This is a genomic window from Ruminococcus sp. (genome assembly GCF_045129435.1).
In the GTDB taxonomy this organism is placed as follows: domain Bacteria; phylum Bacillota; class Clostridia; order Oscillospirales; family Acutalibacteraceae; genus Ruminococcoides.
Map to the genome: position 1 here is coordinate 1 of NZ_JBGVJL010000126.1, position 4,490 is coordinate 4,490.

The window sequence follows — 4,490 nt, forward strand, 5'->3', positions numbered from 1 at the left end:
TCTGAAAGTCTTGCCATTTTTTCTGTAACACTTAATGCACGGTCTGTAGCAAGAGCCGGTGTATTGAGGAAACGCTCATCAAGGAACGGTGTTTCGCTCTCTTCTTCTGTATCCTTAATTGTAAGGCAAGCAAGCTTTTCAAGTTGACGGGTAAACGGAAGGAGCATAGCTGTTGCAAACACATTAAACAATGAGTGAATGATTGCAATGTCTGCTTCTGCAACTACATCATCAAGAAATCCATATTGGAAAATCAAATTTGAACCATAGAACAATGCACAAATTACAAGTGTACCTATAATATTAAAGTAGAGATGTACCAATGCGGCACGCTTAGCGTTTTTCTTAGCACCGATACAAGAAATCAAAGCAGTTACGCAAGTACCGATATTCTGACCCATTACAATAGGAATTGCCATTGAATAGGTAATTGCACCTGTCTTTGAAAGTGCCTGTAAAATACCGACCGAAGCACTTGAGCTCTGGATAATTGCTGTAAGAAGTGCACCTGCAATGATGCCGAATACAGGATTATTGAAAATTGTGAGTAAGCTTGCAAAGTTTGGATCATTGGCAAGCGGCTTAACAGCAGCACTCATTGAATCCATACCAAACATTAAGATTGCAAAGCCTAAAAGAATTGACGCAAGGTTTTTCTTGCTGTCACTCTTTGTAAACATAATAAGAATAATGCCTATAAAGGCAAAAACGGCAGAAAAAGATGTCGGTTTAAGCAGCTGCATAAATACACTGTCGCCCTCAATACCCGAAAGGCTTAAAATCCACGCAGTAACTGTTGTGCCGACATTAGCACCCATAATAATTCCTATTGCCTGCCTCAGCTTCATAATACCTGAGTTTACAAAGCCAACCACCATTACGGTAGTAGCAGACGACGATTGTATAACCGCTGTAACGGCTGCACCAAGCAAAAAGCCCTTGAAAGTATTGTTAGTCATTTTTTCAAGAGTTTTTTCAAGCTTACCGCCTGAGAACTTTTCAAGGCCGTCACCCATTGTATTCATTCCATACAAAAAGAGTGCCAAGCCACTCAGCAGCTGAAGTATCGAAAAAATATCCATATCCCTAAACTCTCCTTTTCAAATGCTATAATATTAGTATTTGGTCAAAGTTTTATTTTGCATTTGTAAAATCTATGTAAAGTTTTTTACACAAACAAAGCTGAGCCTTGCATATAAGTAACACTTAAACAAGACTCAGCCTGAGTATGAATTATTAATATTAAATATCAACAAAAGTATATTTTGAATTTTTACAATGCTTTTACTTTAAATGTAAAGGTAGTTCCACTTTCGTTGCTCTTTAAGGTAATTGTACCGTTGTGTCTTTCGGCAATATGCTTTACAATGGCAAGACCAAGACCTGTTCCGCCGGTTTCCTTTGAACGGCTCTTGTCAACTCTGTAAAAACGCTCAAACACTCGCTTTTGGTGCTTTAGAGGAATACCGATACCTGTGTCGGCAACAGATAAAACTGCGTTATCGTCCTCACGCTTTACCGTTACCGTAACACTGCCGCCCTTCTTATTGTAACGAATAGCATTGTCACAAAGGTTATACACAAGCTCATAAATTTGGTTGCGATTACCGTTTATAAGGATTTTTTCATCGGCAATAACCTTTATTACAACATCGTGCTTATTTGCATTTGTATGTAAATCCTCGGCAACCTCTCTTGAAAGTCCGCACAAATCCACCTTATCGTAATTGACAGGTGTTGTATTTTCATCAAGCTCAGAAAGCTCTATAATATCACCTATGAGGGAAAGCAATCTGCCTGATTCCTTATGAATTTTACCTGCAAATCTTTCTATATCCTCCGGTGCAACGATTCCGCTTTCAATTATTTCGGCATATCCTGAAATAGAAGTAAGCGGTGTTTTTAATTCGTGGGTAACATTTGCTGTAAATTCTCTTCTCATTTTCTCGGCCTTTCTCTTAGCCGACACATCAATGATAAGGCAGATTACACCCTTTTGCTCACTGTTTGAATAGACCGGACTTGCTATAATCTGCAAAATTCTGCCGTTAATGCTGCCCTCATTACTGCTGCGTTCACCGCTGAATGCTTTATCAACACATTCGCACAAAATTTCGTTTCTTGAGAATGAAATAAGACTTTCACCCACAGTACCCTCTGAATCTGTACCAAGATATTTAGAGGCTGAGTGGTTGCACATCAGCATATTTTTATCCATATCAAGCATTATAAAGCCCTCGGACATATTTTGTATAAGGGTATCAATCCTGTCTTTTTCAAGCTGTAAGCGTGATACCTGCTTGCTAATCTGCTGCTGCTGACTTGAAATAGTGCGTGAAATTGAACTTAATTCTTCATACTGAGTACCGTCAACATTGCTTTCTAAATTTTCGATAGGTGCAATAATTTTTTTAGTTGACCTTATAGAAAGTAAATAACAGAAAATAAATATGAGAATTACAACTCCGAGCAAAATCGGAACAAGATGCATAAATATAGAATATCCGTTTTCCATACTTTCAGAAACACGCAGTACATTTCCGTTATCTGTCTTTATGGCATAATAATATGTAACTCTGCCTATAGTTTCCGACATTCGGCTGTCGTCACCATAACCGTTTTTCATGGCTTTTATAAATTCAGGACGGTTTGAGTGGTTTTCCATTTTTGTAATGTCAACGCCGTCCTCACTCTCCAATAGCACATTGCCTTTGCTGTCAAGCAAGGTTATTCTTATTCGTGATGAGGTTAAATCGTGAAGCTGTTCATAGCTTGGGGATTTGTTATAAAGATTTGTTACAATATTCGCATAGTTTTTTATAGTTGTTTTTTCAGATGAAGAAAATATAAACCAGAAAGCGGCTGTTGATAAAACAGCCGTTAAAAGAATAGACACACCAGCGGTGATTATAAATCTTTTTAAAAGAATTTTGCGTAGCTTCATTGTTATTCTCCTGCCTTGTATCCAACATTACGAACAGTTTTTATAAGGTTGCCACATTCGCCAAGCTTCTGCCTAAGTGTGGTAATGTGCATATCAACCGTACGGCTTTCGCCCTCAAAGTCATATCCCCACACATTGATAATAATGTTTTCTCTTGTAAGAGCCATTCCTTTATTGTTAAGTAGATATTTGAGCAATTCGTACTCTTTATATGTAAGGTTGCATTGCTCACCGTTTGAAGTAACAATATGCTTTGAATCGTCAAGCACAATTCCGCCGAGTTCAACGGTTTCAGGCTTTTCATCAACCGTACAGCGTCTTAAAATTGCACGCACTCTTGAAATAAGCTCAAGAACCGAGAAAGGCTTTGTAAGGTAATCGTCCGCACCCATATCAAGACCTTTAACTTTGTCCATTTCACTTGACTTTGCGGTAACAAGGATAACAGGAATATGTTTTGTTGACTTGTCTTTCCTCATCTTTTCAAGTACAGAAAGACCGTCAAAGTCGGGAAGCATAACATCAAGAATAACAAGCTGCGGCTTAACGTCGGCACAAGCCTTAAAAAAGCTTTTGCTTTCTCCAAAGCTCTGCACATCATAACCGCTGTTTTTAAGAGCATAGGTTTCAAGCTCTCTGATGTCTGTATCGTCTTCTACAATATAAATTAACATAAATTTCTAACTCCCCGACATAGATTTAAGGCAGACATATCCTACCTTAAACCTAATTATACCACAATAGTGCTGATTTGCAACAAAAATCAGCAAAGCTTATACTGTCTTTCCTGTAATGGAAAACACAACCCACTCACCGATGTTCTCAGCGTGGTCGCCGATTTTCTCAAAATACTTTGCAATAAGCAAAACATCAATAGCCTGCTGATCAAGTTCTTTGTTTACATTGATAATATCAACAACCTCTTGCTTAACCTTATTGAATAGGTCATCAATAGCATCATCCATAGTAGCTACAGTTTTTGCAAGCTTCAAGTCCTTTTTAACAAAAGCGTCAATAGCTGTTGTCACCATATTTGATGAACGCTCTGCCATTTCTGAAAGATGAGTCATTGAATAAATGTTTTCACAATCTTTCAGGTAAGTTGACATTTCGGCAATATCAATAGCCTGATCTCCGATTCTCTCAAGGTCGGTAATCATTTTGAGTGCTGCCGAAACAGTTCTCAAATCTCCTGCTACCGGTGACTGCAAAAGAAGAAGATTTAAGCAATAGCTTTGAATCTCTCTTTCCATTTTATTGATTTTTTCTTCGATAACTCTTGCATCCTCAAGCTTATCGTATTCGCCTTTTGTAATGATAGTAATTGTATTTTTAATAGCGTTCTCAACAAGTGCTCCCATTTCAATGAGTTTGTCATTGAGTGCTTTTAATTCTAAATCAAAATATTCTCTCATTAGCCGAACCTTCCTGTGATGTATTCTTCTGTACGCTTATCCTTTGGAGTAGAAAACAAGGTAGGAGTATCTGTACATTCTATCATTTCGCCAAGCAGGAAAAATGCTGTATTATCCGCAATTCTCATTGC

At 38.0% G+C, this 4,490-nt stretch carries 4 protein-coding genes and 1 pseudogene; all 5 read right to left on the reverse strand.

The genetic code is table 11. The features are described from left to right. Positions 1-1,082, reverse strand: a 1,082-nt coding sequence (locus ACJMMI_RS06245; RefSeq protein WP_405354346.1) for a Na/Pi cotransporter family protein, incomplete at its 3' end; no start/stop codon positions are given. Positions 1,083-1,273: 191 nt separating this feature from the next. Next, positions 1,274-2,944: an ATP-binding protein gene (locus tag ACJMMI_RS06250; protein ID WP_405354347.1), complete on the reverse strand. Its 1,671-nt coding sequence runs from the start codon at positions 2,942-2,944 to the stop codon at positions 1,274-1,276. Between the two features lie 2 nt (positions 2,945-2,946). Further along, the gene (locus tag ACJMMI_RS06255) at positions 2,947-3,618 is read right to left on the reverse strand and encodes a response regulator transcription factor (RefSeq protein WP_405354348.1); all 672 of its coding nucleotides are present in this window, start codon (positions 3,616-3,618) and stop codon (positions 2,947-2,949) included. Positions 3,619-3,717: 99 nt separating this feature from the next. Then, positions 3,718-4,359 (reverse strand): phosphate signaling complex protein PhoU, encoded by a 642-nt coding sequence (gene phoU, locus ACJMMI_RS06260; RefSeq protein WP_405354349.1) that lies wholly within the window; start codon positions 4,357-4,359, stop codon positions 3,718-3,720. Then, positions 4,359-4,490 (reverse strand): annotated as a pseudogene (pstB, locus tag ACJMMI_RS06265) (phosphate ABC transporter ATP-binding protein); the annotation flags it as partial. The pseudogene pstB and the gene phoU, both read right to left, overlap by 1 nt.